Here is a 24,261-nt window from a genome sequence, read left to right on the forward strand (position 1 = left end):
CCGGGGACGATGAGGTGGGGTAACCATGAACGCGCCGTACGACGGTGACCGCGGTCAGGGCGCGGGCAGCTCGGGCTACCCCGAGGGCCCGCCGCCCGAACACGGCCAGGTGCCGCCGCAGCCACCCGCGGACATGTACCTCCAGGACGCCTACGACCAGGACCCCTACCGGGCGCAGGACCTCTCCGCCCAGGACCCGGTCGCCGAGGCGCTCTACGACCGTGCCTCCCACCCCCCGCCGCCTCCGGGCACGTACCAGCCGCAGCCCCCGCTCTACGCCCAGCCGCCCCAGTCCCCGTACGCTCCCGACCCCCGCGTGTGGGCGCAGACCCCGGCCCCCGAGCCGGAGGGCCCCACCCAGTACCTGCCGTACGGCGACGACGCCCGTACGACCCAGTTCGTGGGCGTGGACGACCTGGTGACAGGGGCGAGCGAGGAGTACCACGAGCCGGACGCCTTCGCTCATCTCTTCCGGGACCAGGGCCAGGGCGGCGGCGGACGTCCGCAGACGGATGCCCCCGCGGTCCCCGGCCCGTCCCCGGCACCTCCCTCGGGTCAGGTGCCCCCGCCCGCGATGTCGGACGCCACGATGCAGCTCACACCGACGGCACCGGCGCCTGCGGCCGCTCCCAAGAAGGGCGGCAAGGCCGGCGGCCTGCTGAAGTCGAGCGCCGTGATGGCGGCGGGCACGATGGTCTCCCGCCTGACCGGCTTCGTCCGCTCCGCGCTGATCGTCTCGGCGCTGGGTGTCGGCATGCTCGGCGACACCTTCCAGGTCGCCTACCAGCTGCCGACGATGATCTACATCCTGACCGTCGGCGGCGGTCTGAACTCCGTCTTCGTGCCGCAGCTCGTGCGCGCCATGAAGGAGGACGACGACGGCGGTGAGGCGTTCGCCAACCGGCTGCTGACCCTCGTCATGGTGGCGCTGGGCGCGCTGACCGCGGTCGCGGTCTTCGCGGCACCCCTGCTGATCCGCCTGCTGTCCGACTCCGTGGCCAGCGACCCGGCGGCCAACGAGGTCGGCGTCACCTTCGTCCGCTACTTCCTGCCCTCGATCTTCTTCATGGGCGTCCACGTCGTCATGGGCCAGATCCTGAACGCCCGCGGCAAGTTCGGCGCGATGATGTGGACCCCGGTCCTCAACAACATCGTCATCATCGTGACGCTCGGCATGTTCATCTGGGTGTATGGCACCTCCGCGAACTCCGGCATGAAGGTCACGAACATCCCGCCGGAAGGCCAGCGGCTGCTCGGCATCGGTGTGCTGCTCGGCCTGGTCGTCCAGGCGCTCGCGATGATCCCGTACCTGCGGGAGACCGGCTTCCGGCTGCGGCTGCGCTTCGACTGGCGTGGCCACGGCCTCGGCAAGGCCGCCACACTCGCCAAGTGGACCGTCCTCTTCGTCCTCGCCAACCAGGCCGGCGCGATCGTCGTGTCCCAGCTGTCCACCGCCGCGGGCAAGGCCTCGCCCGTCGACGGCACCGGCTTCGCCGCCTACGCCAACGCACAGCTCATCTGGGGCCTGCCGCAGGCGATCATCACCGTCTCCCTGATGGCCGCACTGCTGCCGCGCATCTCGCGCTCGGCGGCGGAGGACGACGGAGGGGCCGTCCGCGACGACATCTCCCAGGGACTGCGCACGACCGCCGTGGCGATCGTGCCGATCGCCTTCGGCCTGCTCGCCCTCGGCATCCCGATGTGCACCCTGATCTTCGGCTCCTCGGGGACGAACTCGGCGACCAACATGGGCTTCATGCTGATGGCCTTCGCCCTCGGCCTGATCCCGTACTCGGTGCAGTACGTCGTCCTGCGCGCCTTCTACGCCTACGAGGACACCCGGACGCCTTTCTACAACACCGTCATCGTGGCCGCGGTCAACGCGGGCGCCTCGGCGGTCTGTTACTTCGTCCTCCCGGCCCGCTGGGCCGTGGTGGGCATGGCCGCCTCGTACGGCCTCGCGTACGCGATCGGCGTCGGTGTCGCCTGGAACCGGCTGCGCAAGCGGCTGAACGGCGACCTGGACGGCGCCCGCGTGCTGCGGACGTACGCTCGGCTCAGCATCGCCTCCGTGCCGGCCGCACTGCTCAGTGGTGCGGCCTGCTACGGGATCGGTCATACGCTCGGCCAAGGCGTCGTCGGTTCGTTCGCGGCGCTCGTGGTGGGTGGGGCCGTACTGCTCGGAATCTTCTACGTCGCGGCCCGCCGCATGCGCATCGAGGAGCTCAACTCCCTCGTCGGCATGGTGCGCGGGCGCTTGGGACGGTGAGGCGGGGGCACTCGCACAACCATCGTCTGCCGCTGTGTGTCGTGCATAGCGGCAGACTGTGGGCACAATTGGTTTCGGCGTCGAACAGCGTGCAACGGATGGGGAGGCAGGAGCGACGGTGGCGGAACGGAGCACGGCTGCCGTCGACGTGGCAGACAACAGCGGCGACAAGCCGCTGACCGCCAAGGCGGACCAGTCCACGGCCGACGGGGTGGCCCAGAACCCGGAGCGGGACACGGAAAGCGACCAGGCACAGGGGAGCGGCGGGATCGAGGAAACCGAGAAGGCCTCGCCTCCCGAACTGCACAGCGGTCACAAGCTCGCCAGACGCTATCGCCTCGAAGAGTGCGTCACGCGTCTGGACGGCTTCAGCAGTTGGCGGGCGGTGGACGAGAAACTCCGCCGTGCCGTCGGCGTCCACATCCTGCCCGCGGACCACGCGAGAGCCCGTTCCGTGCTGGCCGCGGCCCGTTCCTCGGCGCTGCTGGGCGACCCCCGCTTCGTCCAGGTCCTGGACGCGGTGGAGGAGAACGACCTCGTCTACGTCGTCCACGAATGGCTGCCCGACGCCATCGAACTGACGACACTTCTGGCGTCGGGGCCGCTGGAGGTGCACGACGCCTACCAGATGGTCAGCCAGATCGCCTCGGCCATGGCCGCCGCGCACCGCGAGGGCCTCGCCCATCTCCGGCTGAACCCGAACGCCGTGCTGCGCACCTCGTCCGGTCAGTGGCGCATCCGCGGACTGGCCGTCAACGCCGCGCTGCGAGGCATCAGTTCGGACACGCCGCAGCGCACCGACACCGAGGCGATCGGCGCCCTGTTGTACGCGGCGCTCACCCAGCGCTGGCCGTACGAGAGCGATGCCTACGGCCTCTCCGGGCTGCCCAAGGGCGTCGGTCTGATCGCCCCCGACCAGGTGCGCGCGGGTGTGCACCGCGGTCTGTCGGAGCTCGCCATGCGCGCCCTCGCCAACGACGGCGCCACGGCCTCCCGGCACGAGGCGGCGTGCACCACGCCGGAGGAGCTGGTGAAGGCGATCGGCGAGATGCCCCGCATCCGCCCGCCGGAGCCCACGTTCGCCGCACCGCCCGAGTACCAGCACACGACGTACCAACAGGGCACGTACGGACGCCCGTCAGCGCATCCCGGTGCCCCCCAGCCCGTGCCGTCCCCGCCGCCCCCGCTGCAGAGCCGTACCGGCAAGGCCCTCAAGTGGGCCGTGTCCGCGCTGCTGATCGCCGCGCTGGGCCTGGGCAGTTGGCAGCTCGCCGACGCGCTCATGGACCAGGGCAACAAGTCCGAGGACACGAAGCAGACCCAGACGACGGACGGGAACGACAAGACCGGCGACAAGACGAAGCCGGTCAGGACGCTCGCGATCCAGGGCGCCCAGGAGTTCGTGGCCAAGGGCGGTGCCCAGCACCCGAACGACGTCGACAAGACCTACGACGGCAACGCGTCGACGTACTGGCGGACCTCCAGCTTCATAGGAGGCCCGGTGCTCGCGCCCTACAAGCCTGGCGTGGGCATCGTCTATGACCTGGGGTCGTCCCAGACCGTCTCCACGGCGACCATAGGGCTCTACTACAGCGGCGATCACACCACGGTGAATCTGTACGCGGCCGACTCGCTGTCGCCCTCCTCGCTGGACTCCATGACGCAGATCGGCACCGTCACGACGACGGGGACCAGTGCGACGGTGAAGGTCACCAAGCAGGTGAAGAGCCGGTACGTTCTCGTCTGGCTCACCGCTCTGCCGCACGCGGCGAGCGACCAGTACAGCGACGCCGGCTACAAGCAGGCCATCACCGACGTGAAGTTCACGGGCTGACGCTCACCGGAGGGGGAGGGGGTCCGATGGCGGAAGGCGCCGGGTACGACGGAACGAGCGATCAGGATCTGCTCGCCCGCCATGTCGATGGCGACCCGGACGCCTTCGGTGAGATCGTCCGGCGGCACCGGGACCGGCTCTGGGCCGTGGCCCTGCGCACGCTGGGGGACCGCGAGGAGGCCGCTGACGCCGTCCAGGACGCCCTCGTCTCCGCCTACCGGGCCGCCCACACCTTCCGCGGCCAGTCGGCCGTCACGACGTGGCTGCACCGGATCACGGTGAACGCCTGCCTGGACCGCGCCCGCAAGGCCGCCTCCCGGAAGACCTCCCCGGTCGACGACACCGAGCGCCTAGAACAGCTCCTGGAACCGCACGAGTCGGCCTCGGCTCCCGCGGAACGCAACGATCTGCACCGCCAACTGCTGGAAGCCCTGGGCACCCTCCCGCCCGATCAGCGCGCCGCCCTCGTCCTCGTGGACATGCAGGGCTACCCCGTCGCGGAAGCCGCCCGCATCCTCGACGTGCCGACCGGCACGGTGAAGAGCCGCTGCGCGCGCGGAAGAGCCAGACTGCTGCCCCTCCTCACCCATCTCCGGCCGGAAAGAGCCGATGACGGCAAGGAAACGGGCGCAGGACGGAACCGGGCGCAGGGGACATCCGTCCCACCGGCAGCGGGACCCCGAGACGCGGGCCCCGAGGATGCAGGGCCGAGCGATTCAGCTGCTGTGAAGGGCGGAGGTGGGCGAGCGTGACATCCACGACAGACACGGCCGAGCACCCGGACGTCTCGGAGATCTCCGACCTCACCGAGGGCCTTCTCCCCCCGTCCAGGACGGCAGAGGTACGACGGCATCTGGACGCCTGCGAACTCTGCGCGGACGTCTACGCCTCGCTGGAGGAGATCCGCGGCCTGCTGGGCGCCTTGCCCGGCCCACCGCGCATGCCCACCGAGATCGCGGGCCGGATCGACGCGGCGCTCGCCGCCGAGGCTCTACTGGGAGCCACCGCCCCCGAGTCCCTGACTCCGACTGCCGCGCCGACGTTGGTCGGCGCGTCCCGAGACGGGTCGGACGAAATCGGTGAGGACGCCGAGCACTCCGGGGCGCATGTTTCACGTGAAACATCGCCCACAACGACGGCAGCCCGTCCGTCCGGACACTCACGCGCGGCGACCGGTCCCGGACGCAAGGACCGCAAGGACCGGAGCCGTGGCGGACGTCGTGGGCGGATCGTCCTGGGAGCCGTGTTCACCGCGGCCGTTCTGGGAGCCGGCTCTCTCTTCATCCAGTCGCTGGGTGACCACAACGCGTCGGACACGGCTCAGGGAAACGCGACCAGTTCCGCGGACACCTTCTCCAAGGCGAAGCTGGAGACCGTGGTGTCCGATCTCCTCACCTCCAAGGCATCCACGAACCAGGGCACCGGAAGCACGGGCAGCATTAAGCCCTGGAACGCCGAATCAGACCCGGGTACCGACACGGGGTCCTCGACGGGGTCATCCAGCAAGACTCCGAAGACCCTGATCGAGCCCTCCGCCCCCGTCCCGGACTGCATCCGGCAAGGCATCGACCGCGGCAACACAGATGTCCTCGGTTTCAAGGAAGGCACCTACAACGGCTCCGCCGCCTACCTCGCGGTGCTGCCCGACGCCTCCGACAGCAGCCGGGTCACGGCGTACGTCGTGGACGCGACCTGCGTGAGCCACCACACGTCGACCCCCGGCAAGGTCCTCCTGACACGGTCGTACCCTCGTTCCTGATTCCGGCCGTCTCATCTCCGGTCTGCCTGGTACCTCCGGGCGCACGTCCTCTCAATGTGGCCTCTCCGTGTGCCCGGACACAGCGGGAATGCCAGCCCCGTAGGATCCGTTGGGTGGGGTGGAGGCTCTGAGAGGGGCTCCCACCGGTCGTACTGACGCAGTCCAGAGACGAGGAACCAAGCCGTGAGCGACGTCCGAAACGTGATCATCATCGGCTCCGGGCCCGCCGGCTACACGGCGGCGCTCTACACCGCGCGCGCGTCGCTGAAGCCGCTGGTGTTCGAAGGTGCCGTCACCGCTGGTGGCGCGCTGATGAACACCACCGAGGTCGAGAACTTCCCGGGCTTCCAGGACGGCATCATGGGCCCCGAGCTCATGGACAACATGCGCGCCCAGGCCGAGCGCTTCGGCGCCGAGCTGATCCCGGACGACGTGGTCTCCGTCGACCTGACCGGTGAGATCAAGACCGTCACGGACACCTCGGGCACCGTGCACCAGGCGAAGGCCGTGATCGTGACCACCGGCTCGCAGCACCGCAAGCTGGGCCTGCCGAACGAGGACACGCTCTCCGGTCGAGGTGTCTCCTGGTGTGCCACCTGTGACGGGTTCTTCTTCAAGGACCAGGACATCGCCGTCATCGGTGGTGGCGACACGGCGATGGAGGAGGCGACCTTCCTCTCCCGCTTCGCCAAGTCGGTGACGATCGTCCACCGCCGGGACAGCCTGCGTGCCTCCAAGGCGATGCAGGAGCGCGCCTTCGCCGACCCGAAGATCAAGTTCGTCTGGGACAGCGAGGTCGCCGAGATCGAGGGCGACCCGAAGCTCGCCGGCCTCAAGCTGCGCAACCTGAAGACCGGGGAACTCTCCGACCTGGCGGTGACGGGCCTGTTCATCGCGATCGGCCACGACCCCCGCACGGAACTCTTCAAGGGCCAGCTGGAGTTGGACGGAGAGGGCTACCTCAAGGTCGAGGCACCCTCGACCCGCACCAACCTGACCGGTGTCTTCGGCGCCGGTGACGTCGTCGACCACACCTACCGCCAGGCGATCACCGCCGCCGGCACGGGCTGCTCCGCCGCTCTGGACGCCGAGCGTTTCCTCTCCGCCCTCGCGGACGAGGAGAAGGCAGAGCCCGCGAAGACCACCGTCTGATCCCCTTCCTCCCCACCGCACGATCAAGTTAAGGAGCCTGCCGTGGCCGGCACTCTGAAGAATGTGACCGACGCTTCCTTCGACGAGGACGTCCTCAAGAGCGACAAGCCCGTCCTGGTGGACTTCTGGGCTTCCTGGTGCGGCCCGTGCCGCCAGATCGCTCCGTCCCTCGAAGCCATCGCCGCCGAGCACGGCGACAAGATCGAGATCGTCAAGCTCAACATCGACGAGAACCCGGCCACGGCTGCCCGGTACGGCGTCATGTCCATCCCGACGCTGAACGTCTACCAGGGCGGCGAGGTCGCCAAGACCATCGTCGGCGCCAAGCCGAAGGCCGCGATCGTCCGCGACCTCGAGGACTTCATCTCCGAGTGATGTTTCACGTGAAACCATGTTTCACGTGAAACACGAATGGGCCGACTCTCCGGAGAGTCGGCCCATTCGCTTTAGAGCGGTCGAAGCGCTGGTTCCTTCTGTACGGCCCCCAGCAGCCGGTCGAGCGCCAGCTCCACGTCTTCCTTCCAGGAGAGCGTCGTACGCAGCTCCAGCCGCAGCCGTGGGTAGGCGGGGTGCTGGCGAACCGTCTTGAAACCCACGGCGAGCAGATGGTCGGCCGGCAGTACGCAGGCGGCCTCTTTCCCGTGGGCATCGCCGAAGGCTTCTATCGCCTTGAAGCCCCGTCGCAGCAAGTCCTTGGCGACCGTCTGGACCATGACGCGCCCCAGTCCCTGACCCTGGTACCCCGGCATGATGAACGACGTCATCAGCTGCACGGCGTCCGGAGACACAGGGCTCGTGGGAAACGCCGTCGAGCGGGGGACGTAAGCAGGGGGCGCGTAGAGGACGAAGCCAACGGGCACGTCATCGACATAGACGACCCGGCCGCAGGAGCCCCAGTCGAGGAGGACGGCGGAGATCCAGCCTTCCTTCTCCAGGGCTGCCGTGCCTGCCTTTACCGCGGCTTGGCCGCTGACGGGATCCAGCTCCCAGAAGACGCACGACCGGCAGCGGTTGGGGATGTCCGGGAGGTTGTCCAGCGTGAGCGGTACGAGCCGACGCCCCATGAAGGCTGATCCTCGCTTCCTTCGCCCGCAGCGTCGCGAGCGGCTGTCAGAGCGCTACGTTGCCTGAGCAGACTGCCGACGAACCCGCCGACCGCCCCCAGGCCCAGACCCGCGCTCACCAGTCCGGTGCGGCTCACCGTTCGCATGGCCCCCGCCTCCCCTAAGAGGTGCTGCCAGGTGGATGCGCCATACCCGATTCGCATCGTATCCATGATGCGAATCCATCGACACCGACAGAAAGCAAAGAGCGGGCCGTGTTCCGGTACTCACCGGACACGGCCCGCTCTTCTGGTCGGACGGACAGAACCCATGCCCGAAGGCAGAAGGGCTCAGGCCTCGTCCTCCGTCTCGTCGTCCAGCAGGCTCCGCTGCAGGACCGGTCCCTCGCCCGGAGCCAACGAACCGAGGATGCGTTCCAGGTCCTCCATCGAGGCGAACTCGACAGTGATCTTGCCCTTCTTCTGGCCCAGGTCCACCTTCACCCGGGTCTCGAAGCGATCGGAGAGACGCGTGGCGAGATCGGACAGCGCCGGGGAGACGAGAGCGCCGGCTCGCGGTCCCTTGGAGCGCTGAGCCGTCTGAGGCCGCGAACCCATGAGGGTCACGATCTCCTCGACGGCGCGCACCGAGAGCCCTTCGGCCACGATCCGGTGAGCGAGCCGGTCCTGCTCCTCCGAGTCATCGACGGAGAGCAGGGCCCGGGCGTGACCGGCGGAGAGGACTCCGGCGGCGACACGGCGCTGGACCGACGGCGAGAGCTTCAGCAGACGCAGGGTGTTGGAGACCTGCGGGCGGGAACGACCGATGCGGTCCGCCAGCTGGTCGTGCGTGCAGTTGAAGTCCTTGAGCAGCTGGTCGTACGCGGCCGCCTCTTCGAGCGGGTTCAGCTGGGCGCGGTGCAGGTTCTCCAAGAGGGCGTCCAGGAGAAGCTTCTCGTCGTCCGTGGCCCGCACGATCGCCGGGATCGCTTCCAGGCCCGCCTCACGGCACGCCCGCCAGCGCCGCTCGCCCATGATGAGTTCGTAGCTGGCCGGGCCGACCTGCCGTACGACGACGGGCTGGAGAAGGCCGACCTCCTTGATGGAGGTGACGAGCTCCTGCAGCGCGTCTTCGTCGAAGACCTCACGCGGCTGGCGTGAGTTCGGCGTGATGGCGTCGAGGGGCAGCTCGGCGAAGTGGGCACCGATGGGAGGCGCGAACATCTCCACCGTGCCGTTCGTCGACGGCTCCTCCACGTCGTATGAGACTGGCGGCAGCGTGGTGACCTTCGCTGCGGCCACCCCTCGGTCGCCGGGGATGACCGGAACCGTGGTCGGGGACGCGGAACCCATGGCGGTCGGAGCCGCCGTCTTCTCCCCGGTCGGGGCTGCGGGGATCAGTGCGCCGAGCCCACGGCCCAAACCCCTCCGTCGCTCGCTCACTGGATGCCCTCCACCATGCTCTGCTCGCTCTGAGCGCCGATGTGCGCGTGGGTCGCGTCGTAGCTGACGCCCACACCCTTCAACGCGATTTCCCTTGCTGCCTCGAAGTAGGAGAGGGCACCGCTCGATCCGGGATCGTAGGTCAGTACCGTCTGCCCATAACTCGGTGCCTCGGAGATACGGACCGAGCGGGGAATGCTCGTCCGCAGCACCTCGTCGCCGAAGTGACTGCGCACCTCGTCCGCGACCTGGGACGCCAGACGCGTCCGGCCGTCGTACATGGTGAGCAGGATGGTCGACACATGCAGGTTGGGGTTGAGGTGCCCCCGGACCAGGTCGACGTTGCGGAGCAACTGGCCGAGGCCTTCCAGCGCGTAGTACTCGCACTGGATCGGGATGAGAACCTCCGCACCGGCGACCAACGCGTTGACCGTCAGCAGGCCGAGCGAGGGCGGACAGTCGATGAGGATGTAGTCCAACGGCTGCTCGTAGGCCTGAATCGCCCGCTGGAGTCGGCTCTCCCGGGCCACCAGGGACACCAGCTCGATCTCCGCACCGGCGAGATCGATCGTGGCGGGGGCACAGAAGAGACCCTCGACATCGGGGACCGGCTGCACGACCTCGGAGAGAGGTCTGCTGTCGACCAACACGTCATAGATGGAAGGGACTTCCGCGTGGTGGTCGATCCCCAGCGCCGTGGACGCATTGCCCTGTGGGTCAAGGTCGACCACCAGAACACGGGCGCCATGCAGTGCCAGCGAAGCGGCAAGATTGACGGTCGTCGTCGTCTTGCCCACCCCACCCTTTTGGTTGGCGACGACCATGATGCGGGTCTGCTCAGGACGTGGCAGACCCTCGCCGGCACGGCCTAGGGCTTCCACCGCCAGTTGGGCAGCACGACCGATGGGAGTGTCGTCCATAGGGGGCGGTGTTTCACGTGAAACATCCTCCCCCATCGACTCGGTACGGGGACCGGGGACCGGATCGGTCATCGGTCCCGCGATGTTGGCGTCGGACCGCAAGGATTCACTCTCCTCGACTTCAGGCTCGCAATGAACAGAGCCTCCCATGTCTTCAGGGTCGTGAACCAGTGAGGCCTGGGGTTCTGTGGAGAATTCCACCTCTGTGGACAACTCCGTGCCCTCTCCGAGTGATCCGAGAGGCTTCCGGTCGCGGGGTTCGGCCGCGGCGCGGGTGCGACCGATGATGCCGTGCAGCAGTGAGCGACGTTTCACGTGAAACACGATGCACAGCAGCCGAGGCCGAACTGTCGCGACACTCCGGCATGCGTAGTTTTGGCAGCTTGTGTGGAGTAAGTCTCGTCGTCAGGGCGGATCGGCGACATGGAGCAGCACCGAGACCGACTTGCCTCAACGCCCGAGACTCACCTTCCACACGCTCTGAGGCCGACCCGCCCCAGGAACCGAGCCGTCCTCAACGACGCCGACGCGTGCGTCCCGTACGAGCCGCCTTGGCCCGCTTGGCCGCGAAACGGACCCCGCCGGGGCTCTCCCCGACCTCGACACGGACCACCGTGGACAGCGGATCGACGACGCCCTCGCCGACTTGCAGGATGGACGTCTCGACGGCGCCGAGCTTGCTGAGCACGGTCGCCGCACTCTTGAGCTCTTCCTCGGCCGTGTCCCCTTTGAGAGCGAGCATCTCGCCGTAGGGACGCAGCAGTGGGATGCCCCAGGTGGCCAGTCGCTCCAGGGGGGCCACGGCGCGGGCCGTCACCACATGGACCGGCTGCAGCTTGCCCATGACCTCCTCGGCACGGCCGCGTACGACGGTGACGTGATCGAGGCCCAGGAGTTCGACGACCTCGGTGAGGAAGTTCGTGCGGCGGAGCAGCGGTTCGAGCAGGGTGATCTTGATGTCCTCGCGGACCAGGGCGAGGGGAATGCCCGGGAGGCCGGCGCCGGAGCCGACGTCGCACACCGTCACTCCGTCGGGCACGACCTCCGAGAGGACCGCGCAGTTCAGCAGGTGCCGCTCCCACAGGCGGGGCACCTCACGTGGGCCGATCAGGCCGCGCTGCACACCCGCATCGGCGAGCAACTCGGCGTACCGGACCGCATCCTCGAAGCGATCGCCGAACACCTCGCGCGCCTGCTCGGGCGCGGGGGGAAGCTCCGCTGCCTCCGTCACGGGGGACCGTCCTTCCGTACCGCAAAAGCGCATTGGGCGCTGACCACCAGGACCACCAGAACTACAGGACTATCAGGCTGACAAAGTTCGGCCCCGTCTGCTCAACAGACGGGGCCGGTGATACACGGGGACCGATCAGGCGGGAAGCACGACGACGAAGCGCTGCGGCTCCTCGCCCTCCGACTCGCTGCGCAGTCCCGCGGCCTTGACCGCGTCGTGCACGACCTTGCGCTCGAACGGGGTCATCGGGTTCAGCTTCACCGGCTCGCCGGTGTTCTTCACGTCGGCCGCGGCCTTGGCGCCCAGTTCGGAGAGCTCGGTGCGCTTCTTGGCGCGGTAGCCCGCGATGTCCAGCATCAGCCGGCTGCGGTCCCCGGTCTCCCGGTGCACGGCCAGGCGCGTGAGCTCCTGAAGTGCCTCCAGCACCTCACCGTCACGGCCGACGAGCTTCTGCAGGTCACGGCCGCCGCTGTCGCTGATGATCGAGACAGCGGCCCGGTCGGCCTCGACATCCATGTCGATGTCGCCGTCGAGATCAGCGATGTCCAGCAGACCCTCGAGGTAGTCCGCCGCGATCTCGCCCTCCTGCTCCAGGCGGGACAGGGTGTCTGCACCCTCGGCAGCGGCGGAGGTGGTGCCTTCCGTCACGGGATGGACTCCTTCTTACTTCTTGGACGGGGACTTGGGCCGCTGCGGACCCTTGCGCTGTCCGGACTGGGCCTTGCTGCGGGTACCGCCGGCCGGCTTCGGCGCGGGCTTCTTCGCAGCGGTGGCGGGCTTGGCGTCCTCGGGCTCGTCCGACTTGCTCAGCGAGGTCTTCGACTCGTCGGCGTCGGGCGTGTTCTCGGCACTGTCGTCGGTGGCCCTCGCGGCGGTGGACTGGCGCTGGGCCTTGGTCTGCCGCTTGGGCTGCTGGCGCCTCGGGGTGGCCGTGGTCGGCGTACCGTCCTCGGTCTCCACCGCCGTGCTCTCGCCCTTCACCACGGTGCCGTCGGCCTGGGCCACCAGGCCCACCTTGGTCAGGCTGTTGATGAACTTGCGCTCGAACTCGTTGCGGTCACGGCCCTTGGAGACGATCGCCTTGACGATGGAGCGCTCGCCACGGCTGCGGGTCTTCTCGTGGTGCGTGACGTGCTTGGTGAGGCGCTCCAGGTACGCGGCCTGAGCCTTGGAACCCGGGGTCGGGTTGTTGCGGATGACGTACATCTGCTGGCCCATGGTCCACACGTTGGTGGTCAGCCAGTAGACGAGGACACCGACGGGGAAGTTGATGCCGAAGATGGCGAACATGACCGGGAAGACGTACATCAGCATCTTCTGCTGCTGCATGAACGGGGTCTTCACCGTGGTGTCGACGTTCTTCGTCATCAGCTGGCGCTGCGTGTAGAACTGCGACGCCGACATCATCACGATCATGATCGCGGTGACGACCCGGACGTCGGTCAGCGTGGCGCCGAGCGCCTCAACCTTGCTGCTGCCGTCCGTGAACTTCGCGGCGAGCGGGGCGCCGAAGATGTGTGCCTTACGCGCGCTGGCGAGCAGCGAGTCGTTGATGACACCGATCGTCGAGCCCGTCGCGATGCCGTTGAGCACGTGGTACAGGGCGAAGAAGAACGGGGACTGCGCCAGGATGGGAAGGCACGAGGAGAGCGGGTTGGTACCCGACTCCTTGTACAGCTTCATCATCTCTTCGGACTGACGCTGCTTGTCGTTCTTGTAGCGTTCCTGGATCTTCTTCATCTCGGGCTGCAGGGTCTGCATGGCCCGGGTCGCCTTGATCTGCTTCACGAAGAGCGGGATCAGACAGATGCGGATCAGGATCACCAGGGACACGATGGACAGGCCCCAGGCCCAGCCCGTGTCGGGACCGAAGACCTTCCCGTACACCAAGTGGAACTGGACGATGACCCAGGAAACGGGTGTCGTGATGAAGCTGAAAAGACTGGCAATCGTGTCCACTAATCATGCTCCTTGGGCATGGGACGGTGTCTCTGCGGCCGGGCTCGAAGGACTCAGCCCTTCAGTGGCCGTTTCGGCGGCGGAGGTCCCGCCCTTGTCTGCGCGCCGTGCGCCCCGCAGCATCTCGTGCCACCGCGGACGCTTGCGCGGCGGGACATGGTCCACACCGCCGAGCGACCACGGATTGCACCGCAGAATGCGCCAGGCCGTGAGCGCGGTGCCCTTGATCGCGCCGTGCCGGTCTATGGCCGTGTAGCCGTAGTGGGAGCACGACGGGTAGTACTTGCACACCGGCCCCAGCAGCGGACTGATCGTCCACTGATAGAGCTTGATCAGCGCCAGTAGCGGGTACTTCATCGCGCGCCCCCTCCCAGCAGCCGCTGAACGGCGGCATCCAGGTCTCGGGCCAGCTGTGCATGGTCGGCGTCGCCCGCTCCGGGCAGCGCTCGTACGACTACCAGGCTACCGGGGGGAAACAGGGCGAGCCGCTCGCGCATCAGATGGCGAAGTCTGCGCTTCACCTTGTTGCGTACCACGGCGCCGCCCACCGCCTTGCTGACGACGAAACCCGCACGCGTCGGGGGAGCGCTCTCCCCTGGCGCGTGCGGGTCCGTGGCACCGCTACGAAAGTGGACGACGAGAAGCGGGCGGCCAGCCCGGCGACCCCGTCGTACCGCGGTCGCGAAGTCTTCGCGCCGCCTCAGCCGATGCTCGGTAGGCAGCACGACGTCATGACCTGATCGGGATCAGGCGGACAGGCTGGCGCGACCCTTGCCACGACGGTTCGCGAGAATCGCGCGACCGGCACGGGTACGCATCCGCAGGCGGAAGCCGTGGGTCTTGGCCCGACGACGGTTGTTCGGCTGGAAGGTGCGCTTGCTCACGAGGGGGCTCCAGAAATAAATCGGTGGTTGCGGGTGCCGTCCTGGCTGTCACCGTGCGCCCACGAGAAGCTCGCAGTTACGCCCGAGTGCACCGCTGACCGATCACCCACATGCGATCTGTGCCCATCGGAGGCAGGCGGCAGCAGCCATCGACAACTCGACCTGGTCACGGTACGCGGGGCTACGCCATCCGGTCAAACCAGCGGTCACAGGGAGACACTATCCACAGGCTGGGGACAACAACTTGAACCGTACCCGCCGCCCTGACTACCGTGGCTGGACTCCGATTCGTTCCTTTGTCCCCCGCCCCGACACCTTTTTCCCCAGCGTCCCACCCGATTTACATCCCGTCCCGTCCGCGAACCACACGTTCGTGGGACCTGTGAGAGAGCGTGCCCTGTGGCTGACGTACCTGCCGATCTTGCCGCAGTGTGGCCACGCGTGCTGGAGCAACTTCTCGGTGAGGGGCGTGGGCAGGGTGTCGAGACCAAGGACGAGCACTGGATCCGGCGCTGCCAGCCCCTGGCACTCGTCGCCGACACCGCTCTGCTCGCCGTGCCGAACGAGTTTGCGAAAGGCGTGCTCGAGGGCCGCCTCGCCCCGATCGTCAGCGAGACGCTGAGCCGCGAGTGCGGCCGGCCGATCCGGATCGCGATCACCGTCGACGACTCCGCCGGCGAACCCTCCGGCCCGCCGGCACCGCCCGCGCCGCCCCAGCGCCGCTACGAAGAGCCCGAACAGAGCCGCGACCCCTACGAGAGCTACGGCCGCCACCGCGCCGAGCCGCTCCCTGGCGGTCCCGGCGACCAGCTGCCCACCGCGCGTCCCGCCTACCCCTCGGAGTACCAGCGCCCCGAGCCGGGCGCCTGGCCGCGGCCTTCGCAGGACGACTACGGCTGGCAGCAGCAGCGCCTCGGTTTCCCCGAGCGGGACCCGTACGCGTCGCCGCCGCAGGACCAGTACGGGCCGCAGGACCGGGACCAGTACGGCTCGCCGTCCCAGGCCCGTGACCGGGACCATGACCGGGATCGCGACCAGTACGGGGCACCGCCGCAGGACCAGTACGGGTCGCAGCCGACGGACAAGTACGGGTCGCCCCAGGACTCGTACCAGCCGCAGCAGGACCAGTACGCGCCGCCGGGGCAGGAGTACCGCCCGCAGCCGATGGAGCGTCCGTCGTACGAGCAGCAGCGCGCGGAGTACGAGCAGTCGCGGGCCGAGTACGAGAAGTCCCGCGCGGAGTACAACCAGCGCGACGCGCGCCGTGATCTGTCGGACTCGCACGCGCCCGTCGGCTCCGGGCATGTGCACCGCGGCGGTCCGGGCTCGACGGGACCGCTGGGCTCGAAGCCGGCGCCCGCGGCCGGTCCGGGGGAGCCGACCGCGCGCCTGAACCCGAAGTACCTCTTCGACACGTTCGTCATCGGCGCGTCGAACCGCTTCGCCCACGCGGCGGCGGTGGCCGTCGCCGAGGCGCCCGCGAAGGCGTACAACCCCCTTTTCATCTATGGGGAGTCGGGGCTCGGCAAGACCCACCTGTTGCACGCGATCGGGCACTACGCGCGGAGCCTGTACCCCGGCACGCGCGTGCGGTACGTCAGCTCCGAGGAGTTCACCAACGAGTTCATCAACTCGATCCGCGACGGCAAGGGCGACAGCTTCCGCAAGCGGTACCGCGAGATGGACATCCTTCTTGTCGACGACATCCAGTTCCTCGCGGACAAGGAGTCGACGCAGGAGGAGTTCTTCCACACCTTCAACACGCTCCACAACGCGAACAAGCAGATCGTGCTCTCCAGTGACCGGCCGCCCAAGCAGCTCGTCACTCTGGAGGACCGGCTGCGGAACCGTTTCGAGTGGGGTCTGATCACCGACGTCCAGCCACCCGAGCTGGAGACCCGTATCGCGATCCTTCGCAAGAAGGCGGTGCAGGAGCAGCTCAACGCCCCGCCGGAGGTCCTGGAGTTCATCGCCTCCCGCATCTCGCGCAACATCCGCGAGCTGGAGGGCGCGCTGATCCGGGTGACGGCGTTCGCGTCGCTCAACCGGCAGCCGGTCGACCTCGGTCTCACCGAGATCGTCCTCAAGGACCTCATCCCCGGCGGCGAGGACTCGACCCCGGAGATCACCGCGACGGCCATCATGGGAGCGACCGCCGACTACTTCGGCATCACCGTCGAGGACCTGTGCGGCAGTTCACGCGGCCGGCAGTTGGTGACGGCCCGGCAGATCGCCATGTACGTGTGCCGCGAGCTGACCGACCTCTCCCTGCCGAAGATCGGCGCGCAGTTCGGCGGCCGGGACCATACGACGGTGATGCACGCCGACCGCAAGATCCGCGCGCTGATGGCCGAGCGGCGGTCGATCTACAACCAGGTGACCGAGCTGACCAACCGCATCAAGAACGGCTGACGGCCACGGCACCGACGCCACGACACCAGCGCCACGGCATCGAGGGCGCCCCGGGATCTCTCCTGGGGCGCCCTTCGTCGTGCCGGAGCCGTCGCAGGACGACCCGCAGCCGTTCACGGACCGGCTTGCCGACCCGCCCCAAGCCTCTCCGGAGCCCCTCTGGAGCCCTTCCCGAGCCGTTCCGGCGGACGTCGTCCACCGTTTCAAACCCCCGGACCGAACCCCAGCTGTTCGATTACCCGCCGGGTTACGGCCGCCCTCCACAGATTTGGGGACTTTCTTCCGTCCACATCCTGGGGACCGCGAAGTTGTCCAGACTGTGTCCACAGGCTCCGTGAGTGCGAGACCATCGGACCAGGTCAGGTGGTTGTGGATCCGTGGACGAAAGATATCCACAGGCTGGGGACGGAGTCGTGATCCACAGGCTGGGGACGGAGTTGTCCACCGACAACCCACAGGCTGGAGCCGGTTGTCCCCAGCGATCTTCAGCTTCTCCACACCGCTGTCCACTGTTCGGCAACGCAACGCGCCACATCACCGTGTCGAGTGAAAGGCGTCACACGAAGGTGCCGGGTTGGGCTGTGGGAAAGGCGGGTAAAGCTGGGGACGGCGCTGGGGAGAAGTGGCCCTCGGCTGTGCATGGGGTGTGCAGAACTTTCCGTTCTCCACAGAAACCCGAGGTTGTCCACCACCGTCGCCCACAGGGTCAGTGGACAAAATTCCTGCCCTGAGCTGCGAAAACGCGGTTATCCACGGTATCCACAGCCCCTACTACTACTAGCAACTAGAGAGAGCTCGGAATCCGTTTCGAAGAGGGGCCTGTGCACAACTTGCTCTTCGTCGTCCGACAGCCGCTCGTCACGACTTGACCCCGACGGGCACCTACTGTCAGTGCTGTGCGTCAGACTGTTCCCCGTTGTCCTTCCCCTCACAGGGACCGACGACACCGAGACAGATGACGAAGCCAGGCAGGCCGAGAAGCGCCGGCAACAGCAGGAGGCGGCAACAGTGAAGATCCGGGTGGAACGCGACGTACTCGCGGAAGCCGTGGCCTGGGCGGCACGCAGCCTCCCGGCCCGTCCGCCGGCGCCGGTCCTCGCCGGCCTCCTGCTGAAGTCCGAGGAGGGACAGCTCAGCCTGTCCAGCTTCGACTACGAGGTCTCCGCGCGCGTGTCGGTCGACGCGGAGGTCGAGGAGGAGGGCACGGTCCTCGTCTCCGGCCGACTCCTCGCCGACATCTGCCGCGCCCTTCCCAACCGACCGGTGGAGATTTCCACAGACGGTGTACGGGCGACGGTGGTCTGCGGCTCCTCCCGCTTCACCCTGCACACACTGCCTGTGGAGGAGTACCCGGCACTGCCGCAGATGCCGACCGCGACCGGCACCGTCCCCGGTGAGGTGTTCGCCTCGGCGGCCGCCCAGGTGGCCATCGCCGCCGGCCGTGACGACACGCTGCCCGTCCTCACCGGTGTGCGCATCGAGATCGAGGGCGACACGGTGACGCTGGCGTCCACCGACCGCTACCGCTTCGCGGTCCGCGAGTTCCTGTGGAAGCCGGAGAACCCTGAGGCGTCCGCGGTCGCCCTGGTGCCCGCCAAGACGCTCCTGGACACCGCCAAGGCCCTCACGAGCGGCGACAGCGTGACCCTGGCGCTGTCCGGCTCGGGCGCGGGCGAGGGCCTCATCGGCTTCGAGGGCGCCGGCCGCCGTACGACGACCCGTCTCCTGGAGGGTGACCTCCCGAAGTACCGCTCGCTGTTCCCGACGGAGTTCAACTCCATCGCCGTGATCGAGACCGCCCCCTTCGTGGAGGCCGTCAAGCGCGTGGCCCTGGTCGCCGAGCGCAACACCCCGGTGCGGCTGAGCTTCGAGCAGGGCGTGCTGATCCTGGAGGCCGGTTCCAGCGACGACGCACAGGCTGTGGAGCGCGTCGACGCGAACCTGGAGGGTGACGACGTGTCGATCGCCTTCAACCCGACGTTCCTGCTGGACGGCCTGAGCGCCATCGACTCCCCGGTGGCCCAGCTCTCCTTCACGACCTCCACCAAGCCCGCGCTGCTCAGCGGCAAGCCGGCCCTGGACGCGGAGGCGGACGAGGCCTACAAGTACCTGATCATGCCGGTCCGCCTGAGCGGCTGATCCACACCGACGAGAACACCGCAGGTCGGGGCATACGACGCGGTACTTCTGAGCGCGTATGCCCACAGGTGTGCATGACCGTCCGGGTCTAGGCTCGGACACAGGTACGCAAGTGCCTTCATGCCACGTCGCACCGTAAGGAACAACTGATGGAGCTCGGTCTCGTCGGCCTCGGCAAGATGGGCGGCAACATGCGCGAGCGCATCCGCCGCGCAGGCCACACCGTCATCGGATATGACCGCAACCCGGACCTCGCCGATGTCCACAGCCTGGAAGAGCTTGTGGGCAAGCTCAAGGGCCCGCGTGTGGTGTGGGTGATGGTCCCGGCCGGCGCCCCGACCCAGGCCACCGTCGACGAACTGGCCGGCCTCCTGGAGGCCGGCGACGTCGTCGTGGACGGCGGCAACTCCCGCTGGACGGACGACGAGAAGCACGCCGAGGAGCTGGGCGCCAAGGGCATCGGGTTCGTCGACGCGGGCGTCTCGGGCGGCGTCTGGGGCCTGAAGAACGGCTACGCCCTGATGGTCGGCGGCGACGCCGAGAACATCGCCAAGGTCCAGCCGGTCTTCGACGCCCTCAAGCCCGAGGGCGACTTCGGCTTCGTCCACGCCGGCAAGGTCGGCGCGGGCCACTTCTCCAAGATGGTCCACAACGGCATCGAGTACGCCATGATGCAGGCCTACGCCGAGGGCTGGGAACTGCTGGAGAAGGTCCACTCCGTCACCGACGTCCGCGAGGTCTTCCGCTCCTGGCAGGAGGGCACGGTCATCCGTTCCTGGCTGCTGGACCTGGCCGTCAACGCCCTCGACGGCGACGAGCACCTGGACAAGCTCAAGGGCTACGCCGAGGACTCTGGCGAGGGCCGCTGGACCGTCGAGGCCGCCATCGACAACGCCGTGCCGCTGCCCGCGATCACTGCCTCCCTGTTCGCCCGGTTCGCCTCGCGCCAGGACGACTCGCCGCAGATGAAGATGGTCGCCGCACTGCGCAACCAGTTCGGCGGCCACGCCGTAGAGACGAAGTAGTCCACAGGGACGAAGTAATCCACAGATCCGCAGATCCACTGGCCTCGGCCGGTGGATCCACAACCTGGGGGAGGTCGGCGAACGACCATGCACGTCACGCATCTGTCGCTGGCCGACTTCCGCTCGTACGCCGGGGTCGACGTTCCGCTCGACCCCGGCGTCACCGCGTTCGTGGGGCCCAACGGGCAGGGCAAGACCAACCTCGTCGAGGCGATCGGCTATCTCGCCACCCTGGGCAGTCACCGCGTCTCCTCCGACGCCCCCCTCGTCCGCATGGGCGCCGAGCGGGCGATCATCCGGGCGCAGGTCAGGCAGGGCGAGCGGCAGCAGCTGGTCGAGCTGGAGCTGAACCCCGGCCGCGCCAACCGCGCCCGTATCAACCGGTCCTCGCAGGTCAGACCGCGTGACGTGCTGGGCATCGTACGGACCGTGCTGTTCGCGCCGGAGGATCTCGCGCTGGTGAAGGGGGACCCCGGGGAGCGGCGGCGGTTCCTGGACGAGCTGATCACCGCGCGGTCGCCGCGGATGGCCGGGGTCCGGTCCGACTACGAGCGGGTGCTCAAGCAGCGCAACACCCTGCTGAAGTCGGCCGCGCTGGCGCGGCGGCACGGCGGGCGGTCGATGGACCTGTCCACGCTCGACGTGTGGGATCAGCATCTCGCGCGCGTGGGGGCCGAGTTGCTCGCCCAGCGGCTCGATCTGATCGCCGCGGTGCAGCCCCTCGCCGACAAGGCGTACGAGCAACTGGCGCCCGGCGGCGGCCCGGTGGCCCTGGAGTACAAGCCGTCGGCGCCCGGTGAGGCACACACGCGTGAAGATCTCTACGAGCAGCTGATGGCGGCGATCGCGGAGGCCCGCAAGCAGGAGATCGAGCGAGGCGTCACCCTCGTGGGACCGCATCGGGACGACGTGATCCTCAAGCTGGGTCAGCTGCCCGCCAAGGGGTACGCGTCGCACGGTGAGTCCTGGTCGTACGCGCTGGCGCTGCGGCTCGCGTCGTACGACCTGCTCCGGGCCGAGGGGAACGAGCCGGTGCTGGTGCTCGACGACGTGTTCGCGGAGCTGGACACGCGCCGTCGGGAGCGGCTGGCCGAGCTGGTGGCGCCCGGCGAGCAGGTGCTGGTGACGGCGGCCGTCGACGACGACGTACCGCACGTCCTGGCCGGTACGCGGTACAGCGTGGCGGAGGGGACGGTGGAGCGCGTATGAGCGCCGACGAGCCCGCCGAGCGCCCGGAGACGCCCGCCGCGAAGAAGGGTGCCGAGCCTTCGGGCGTCGACCTCGCGCGCGTGGCGTTGCGCGCCGCGAAGGAGCAGGCACGCGCGCGTGGGGACGCGGCGCAGCAGAAGAAGCAGGCGCGGCGCGGCGGACTGCGCTCCGGCGCGCGCGCCGACGGCCGTGACCCCATGGCGCTCGGCGCCGCGATCAACCGGCTGCTGACCGAGCGCGGCTGGGAGACGCCGGCCGCGGTGGGCGGCGTGATGGGCCGCTGGCCGCAGATCGTCGGCGAGGACCTGGCCAACCACTGCGTGCCGGAGAAGTACGACGAGGACGAGCGGGTCCTGATCGTGCGCTGCGACTCCACGGCCTGGGCGACGAACCTGAGGCTGCTCGCGCCGCAGCTGGTCGCCCGTCTGAACGAGGACCTGGGGCACGGCACGGTGCGCTTCCTCAAGGTGAACGGCCCTGGTGGGCCACCCCGTCGCTACGGTCCCCTGCGCGCTCCCGGCAGCACGGGTCCCGGCGACACCTATGGGTGACTGACATCACACCGAGGGCTGCGGCGGGTGACCCGACGCGGTGGCGAACACCGACCTGACCCCTGAGTAGCAAAGGGTTGACACCCGGAAGCGCTGAGTGCCGCCGTGAGCCTCTTTGAGCCCCGTTCCGTATATGGGGAGTCGGGAGAGACCGGTTGAGGGCGGCACATGCGGACTCAGGTACCGGCAAACCCCCATCCATGTCGGCGCTACCGGTAGACTGGAAGCAATCCCGCCCCACTCGTGGGACACACACCGAGCAACGCTGACTAAGGCTTACCAACGCAACACGCCGCAGCCGCTCCGGCCATCAGCCGGGTGTCTGGCTCGTGCTGTGCCAGAAAGGGCGCTTCGTGGCCGATTCCGGCAACCCCAACGAGAACATCCCGTCCACCGACGCCGGCGCCACCGGCGAGGCCCACGCCTCGAACGGCGAGGTCACCACCTCGTACGACGCCAACGCCATCACCGTCCTCGAGGGTCTGGACGCGGTCCGCAAGCGACCCGGTATGTACATCGGCTCGACCGGCGAGCGCGGCCTGCACCACCTCGTGCAGGAAGTCGTCGACAACTCCGTCGACGAGGCGCTGGCCGGCCACGCGGACACGATCGACGTCACGATCCTGCACGACGGCGGCGTACGCGTCATCGACAACGGCCGAGGCATCCCGGTGGGCATCGTCCCCTCCGAGGGCAAGCCCGCCGTCGAGGTCGTGCTGACGGTGCTGCACGCGGGCGGAAAGTTCGGGGGCGGCGGTTACGCGGTCTCCGGCGGTCTGCACGGCGTGGGCGTGTCCGTGGTGAACGCGCTGTCCAGCAAGGTCGCCGTCGAGGTCAGGACCGACGGCCACCGCTGGACGCAGGACTACAAGCTGGGCGTGCCGACCGCCCCGCTCGCGCAGCACGAGGCCACGGAGGAGACCGGCACCTCGGTCACCTTCTGGGCCGACCCGGACGTCTTCGAGACGACCGAGTACTCCTTCGAGACGCTCTCGCGGCGCTTCCAGGAGATGGCGTTCCTCAACAAGGGTTTGACGATCAAACTCACTGACGAGCGCGAGCTGGCCAAGGCCACGGCCGGTGCCGACGAGGCGGGTGCGGACGAGAAGGACGAGGTCAAGTCCGTCACGTACCACTACGAGGGCGGCATCGTCGACTACGTGACGTACCTCAACTCCCGCAAGGGAGACGTGATCCACCCGACGGTCATCGACCTGGAGGCGGAGGACAAGGACAAGAGCCTGTCCCTCGAGGTCGCGATGCAGTGGAACAGCGGTTACAGCGAGGGCGTGTACTCCTTCGCCAACATCATCCACACGCATGAGGGCGGCACGCACGAAGAGGGCTTCCGGGCCGCGCTGACGTCGCTGATCAACAAGTACGCGCGCGACAAGAAGCTGCTCCGCGAGAAGGACGACAACCTCACGGGCGACGACATCCGCGAGGGTCTGACCGCGATCATCTCGGTGAAGCTGGCCGAGCCGCAGTTCGAGGGCCAGACGAAGACCAAGCTCGGCAACACCGAAGCGAAGACCTTCGTGCAGAAGGCGGTCTACGAGCACCTGAACGACTGGCTCGACCGCAACCCGAACGAGGCGTCGGACATCATCCGGAAGGGCATCCAGGCGGCCACCGCGCGCGTGGCGGCCCGCAAGGCCCGCGACCTCACCCGTCGCAAGGGGCTCCTGGAGACCGCGTCCCTGCCGGGCAAGCTGTCCGACTGCCAGTCGAACGACCCCACCAAGTGCGAGATCTTCATCGTCGAGGGTGACTCCGCCGGCGGCTCGGCCAAGTCCGGCCGGAACCCGCAGTACCAGGCGATCCTCCCGATCCGGGGCAAGATCCTCAACGTCGAGAAGGCCAGGATCGACAAGATCCTGCAGAACCAGGAGATCCAGGCACTGATCTCCGCCTTCGGCACCGGAGTCCACGAGGACTTCGACATCGCCAGGCTCCGTTATCACAAGATCATCCTGATGGCGGACGCCGACGTCGACGGCCAGCACATCTCCACCCTGCTGCTGACCTTCCTGTTCCGCTTCATGCGGCCGCTGGTCGAGGCCGGGCACGTGTTCCTGTCCCGCCCCCCGCTGTACAAGATCAAGTGGGGCCGCGACGACTTCGAGTACGCCTACTCGGACCGCGAGCGCGACGCCCTGATCGAGCTGGGCCGGCAGAACGGCAAGCGCATCAAGGAAGACTCGATCCAGCGCTTCAAGGGTCTCGGCGAGATGAACGCCGAGGAGCTGCGCGTCACCACGATGGACCAGGAGCACCGCGTCCTCGGCCAGGTCACCCTGGACGACGCCGCGCAGGCCGACGACCTGTTCTCGGTCCTCATGGGCGAGGACGTCGAGGCGCGCCGCCAGTTCATCCAGCGCAACGCCAAGGACGTCCGCTTCCTCGACATCTGAGTCGGTCTCAGCTGACCG

General features: G+C 68.3%; 21 protein-coding genes. 12 read left to right on the forward strand and 9 right to left on the reverse strand.

From position 1 onward, the window contains the following. Positions 1-25 precede the first annotated feature (25 nt). The 6 genes from murJ (at position 26) to trxA (ending at position 7,389) form a co-directional block, all read left to right on the forward strand. Positions 26-2,269, forward strand: coding sequence for a murein biosynthesis integral membrane protein MurJ (murJ, locus tag ACIPTO_RS23160; RefSeq protein WP_401195115.1), 2,244 nt, complete (start codon positions 26-28; stop codon positions 2,267-2,269). 118 nt (positions 2,270-2,387) lie between these two features. Continuing rightward, a complete protein-coding gene (locus tag ACIPTO_RS23165; RefSeq protein WP_366318754.1) occupies positions 2,388-4,103 on the forward strand; it encodes a protein kinase family protein in 1,716 nt (571 codons plus the stop codon). A 26-nt stretch (positions 4,104-4,129) separates the two neighbouring features. Beyond that, complete coding sequence (gene sigM, locus ACIPTO_RS23170) at positions 4,130-4,855, forward strand: RNA polymerase sigma factor SigM (RefSeq protein ID WP_401195116.1); 726 nt, start codon at positions 4,130-4,132, stop codon at positions 4,853-4,855. Beyond that, a complete protein-coding gene (locus tag ACIPTO_RS23175; protein WP_401195117.1) occupies positions 4,852-5,862 on the forward strand; it encodes an anti-sigma factor family protein in 1,011 nt (336 codons plus the stop codon). The genes sigM and ACIPTO_RS23175 overlap by 4 nt, the downstream gene beginning before the upstream one ends. Before the next feature lie 183 nt (positions 5,863-6,045). After that, a complete protein-coding gene (trxB, locus tag ACIPTO_RS23180; protein ID WP_366318748.1) occupies positions 6,046-7,014 on the forward strand; it encodes a thioredoxin-disulfide reductase in 969 nt (322 codons plus the stop codon). Positions 7,015-7,056: 42 nt separating this feature from the next. Beyond that, the gene (trxA, locus tag ACIPTO_RS23185; RefSeq protein ID WP_266770431.1) at positions 7,057-7,389 is read left to right on the forward strand and encodes a thioredoxin; all 333 of its coding nucleotides are present in this window, start codon (positions 7,057-7,059) and stop codon (positions 7,387-7,389) included. A gap of 71 nt (positions 7,390-7,460) precedes the next feature. Here trxA and ACIPTO_RS23190 read toward each other — a convergent pair whose 3' ends face one another. The 9 genes from ACIPTO_RS23190 to rpmH form a co-directional block, all read right to left on the reverse strand. Beyond that, a complete protein-coding gene (locus ACIPTO_RS23190; protein ID WP_366318746.1) occupies positions 7,461-8,078 on the reverse strand; it encodes a GNAT family N-acetyltransferase in 618 nt (205 codons plus the stop codon). A gap of 329 nt (positions 8,079-8,407) precedes the next feature. After that, positions 8,408-9,499 carry a ParB/RepB/Spo0J family partition protein gene (locus ACIPTO_RS23195; protein ID WP_366318744.1) on the reverse strand — a complete coding sequence of 364 codons (1,092 nt, stop codon included), beginning with the start codon at positions 9,497-9,499 and terminating at the stop codon, positions 8,408-8,410. Beyond that, a complete protein-coding gene (locus ACIPTO_RS23200) occupies positions 9,496-10,569 on the reverse strand; it encodes a ParA family protein (protein WP_366319175.1) in 1,074 nt (357 codons plus the stop codon). The genes ACIPTO_RS23195 and ACIPTO_RS23200 overlap by 4 nt, the downstream gene beginning before the upstream one ends. Positions 10,570-10,933: 364 nt before the next feature. Then, the gene (rsmG, locus tag ACIPTO_RS23205; RefSeq protein ID WP_401195121.1) at positions 10,934-11,650 is read right to left on the reverse strand and encodes a 16S rRNA (guanine(527)-N(7))-methyltransferase RsmG; all 717 of its coding nucleotides are present in this window, start codon (positions 11,648-11,650) and stop codon (positions 10,934-10,936) included. Between the two features lie 135 nt (positions 11,651-11,785). Further along, positions 11,786-12,298, reverse strand: coding sequence for a R3H domain-containing nucleic acid-binding protein (locus tag ACIPTO_RS23210; RefSeq protein ID WP_366318740.1), 513 nt, complete (start codon positions 12,296-12,298; stop codon positions 11,786-11,788). Between the two features lie 15 nt (positions 12,299-12,313). Then, positions 12,314-13,609: a membrane protein insertase YidC gene (gene yidC, locus ACIPTO_RS23215; protein WP_401195124.1), complete on the reverse strand. Its 1,296-nt coding sequence runs from the start codon at positions 13,607-13,609 to the stop codon at positions 12,314-12,316. A 3-nt stretch (positions 13,610-13,612) separates the two neighbouring features. After that, positions 13,613-13,966, reverse strand: a complete 354-nt coding sequence (yidD, locus tag ACIPTO_RS23220; protein ID WP_019073355.1) for a membrane protein insertion efficiency factor YidD — start codon at positions 13,964-13,966, stop codon at positions 13,613-13,615. After that, complete coding sequence (gene rnpA, locus ACIPTO_RS23225) at positions 13,963-14,334, reverse strand: ribonuclease P protein component (RefSeq protein ID WP_366318735.1); 372 nt, start codon at positions 14,332-14,334, stop codon at positions 13,963-13,965. The genes yidD and rnpA overlap by 4 nt, the downstream gene beginning before the upstream one ends. 21 nt (positions 14,335-14,355) lie before the next feature. Further along, positions 14,356-14,493 (reverse strand): 50S ribosomal protein L34, encoded by a 138-nt coding sequence (gene rpmH / locus ACIPTO_RS23230; protein ID WP_006381191.1) that lies wholly within the window; start codon positions 14,491-14,493, stop codon positions 14,356-14,358. 399 nt (positions 14,494-14,892) lie between these two features. On the opposite strand from rpmH, the gene dnaA reads away from it, so the two are divergent. The 6 genes from dnaA to gyrB all read left to right on the forward strand — a co-directional run bounded on the left by dnaA (position 14,893) and on the right by gyrB (position 24,243). Then, positions 14,893-16,905 (forward strand): chromosomal replication initiator protein DnaA, encoded by a 2,013-nt coding sequence (dnaA, locus tag ACIPTO_RS23235; protein ID WP_401195128.1) that lies wholly within the window; start codon positions 14,893-14,895, stop codon positions 16,903-16,905. 1,008 nt (positions 16,906-17,913) lie between these two features. Next, positions 17,914-19,044, forward strand: coding sequence for a DNA polymerase III subunit beta (gene dnaN / locus ACIPTO_RS23240; protein ID WP_366318731.1), 1,131 nt, complete (start codon positions 17,914-17,916; stop codon positions 19,042-19,044). Between the two features lie 149 nt (positions 19,045-19,193). Continuing rightward, the gene (gene gnd, locus ACIPTO_RS23245) at positions 19,194-20,069 is read left to right on the forward strand and encodes a phosphogluconate dehydrogenase (NAD(+)-dependent, decarboxylating) (RefSeq protein WP_401195131.1); all 876 of its coding nucleotides are present in this window, start codon (positions 19,194-19,196) and stop codon (positions 20,067-20,069) included. Positions 20,070-20,156: 87 nt separating this feature from the next. Then, entirely contained in the window at positions 20,157-21,278 is a 1,122-nt protein-coding gene (recF, locus tag ACIPTO_RS23250; RefSeq protein ID WP_401195134.1) for a DNA replication/repair protein RecF, read from the forward strand. Then, on the forward strand, positions 21,275-21,829 hold the full coding sequence (locus ACIPTO_RS23255; RefSeq protein WP_401195137.1) for a DUF721 domain-containing protein: 555 nt from the start codon (positions 21,275-21,277) through the stop codon (positions 21,827-21,829). Before recF ends, ACIPTO_RS23255 begins: the two co-directional genes overlap by 4 nt. Before the next feature lie 353 nt (positions 21,830-22,182). Next, positions 22,183-24,243 carry a DNA topoisomerase (ATP-hydrolyzing) subunit B gene (gyrB, locus tag ACIPTO_RS23260; protein ID WP_366318723.1) on the forward strand — a complete coding sequence of 687 codons (2,061 nt, stop codon included), beginning with the start codon at positions 22,183-22,185 and terminating at the stop codon, positions 24,241-24,243. The last annotated feature ends 18 nt before the right edge of the window (positions 24,244-24,261 follow it).

The organism is Streptomyces sp. NPDC090083 (assembly GCF_044747445.1).
Lineage (GTDB): Bacteria > Actinomycetota > Actinomycetes > Streptomycetales > Streptomycetaceae > Streptomyces.